Annotated in this window: 1 rRNA gene; it reads left to right on the forward strand. The window is 49.4% G+C overall.

Annotated elements, in window-relative coordinates:
* Window positions 1-59: 59 nt before the first annotated feature.
* A 16S ribosomal RNA gene (locus A6P36_RS00005) occupies window positions 60-1,576 on the forward strand.

A 1,576-nucleotide genomic window follows, 5' to 3' on the forward strand; every position in this document is an offset into this window, starting at 1 on the left:
ATAGATCATTGATAATTGAATAGGTAAGAGAGAAGTCAACGTTAATTTTGAGTAATGAGAAGGATGAGAGTTTGATCCTGGCTCAGGACGAACGCTGGCGGCGTGCCTAATACATGCAAGTTGAGCGGAGATATGGAGAGCTTGCTCTTTATATTTTAGCAGCGAACGGGTGAGTAACACGTAGATAATTTGTCCTATATTGGGGGATAGGCCGATGAAAATTGGATTAATACCGCATACAGCTATTTAACCGCATGGGGAGATAGTGAAAGGGGAGACTTGATATAGGAGGAGTCTGCGGCACATTAGCTAGTAGGTGAGGTAAGAGCTCACCTAGGCGACGATGTGTAGCCGGTCTGAGAGGATGATCGGCCACAATGGGACTGAGACACGGCCCATACTCCTACGGGAGGCAGCAGTAGGGAATCTTCCACAATGGGCGAAAGCCTGATGGAGCAACGCCGCGTGAGTGAAGAAGGTTTTCGGATCGTAAAGCTCTGTTAGCAGGGAAGAGGAAGGACGGTACCTGCAGAGGAAGTCACGGCTAACTACGTGCCAGCAGCCGCGGTAATACGTAGGTGGCAAGCGTTGTCCGGATTTATTGGGCGTAAAGGATGCGTAGGCGGTTGAGTAAGTTATGTGTTAAATATATAGGCTTAACCTGTAGAAAGCACATAAAACTGTTTAACTAGAGTGCAGGAGAGGTAAGTGGAATTCCTAGTGTAGCGGTGAAATGCGTAGATATATGGAAGAACACCAGTGGCGAAGGCGGCTCTCTGGTCTGTAACTGACGCTGAGGCTCGAAAGCATGGGTAGCAAACAGGATTAGATACCCTGGTAGTCCATGCCGTAAACGATGGGTACTAGGTGTGGGTTGTGAATAACAATCCGTGCCGTCGCAAACGCAATAAGTACCCCGCCTGGGGAGTACGACCGCAAGGTTGAAACTCAAAGGAATTGACGGGGGCCCGCACAAGCGGTGGAGCATGTGGTTTAATTCGAAGCAACGCGAAGAACCTTACCTAAACTTGACATACCTTGAATTACCTTGTAATGAGGGAAGCCCGCAAGGGCAAGGATACAGGTGGTGCATGGTTGTCGTCAGCTCGTGTCGTGAGATGTTGGGTTAAGTCCCGCAACGAGCGCAACCCTTGTTGTTAATTGCTAACAGGTAGAGCTGAGCACTTTAGCGAGACAGCCTAGGTTAACTAGGAGGAAGGTGGGGATGACGTCAAATCATCATGCCCCTTACGTTTAGGGCTACACACGTGCTACAATGGTGAGAACAAAGAGAAGCAAACTAGCGATAGTGAGCAAAACTTATAAAACTCATCTCAGTTCGGATTGCAGGCTGAAACTCGCCTGTATGAAGATGGAATCGCTAGTAATCGCGAATCAGCATGTCGCGGTGAATACGTTCCCGGGCCTTGTACACACCGCCCGTCACACCATGAGAGTTTGTAACACCCAAAGCCGGTGGGCTAACCGAAAGGAGGCAGCCGTCTAAGGTGGGGACAGATGATTGGGGTGAAGTCGTAACAAGGTAGCCGTAGGAGAACCTGCGGCTGGATCACCT

Origin of the sequence: Candidatus Arthromitus sp. SFB-turkey (genome assembly GCF_001655775.1) — a bacterium.
Classification (GTDB): domain Bacteria; phylum Bacillota; class Clostridia; order Clostridiales; family Clostridiaceae; genus Dwaynesavagella; species Dwaynesavagella gallinarum.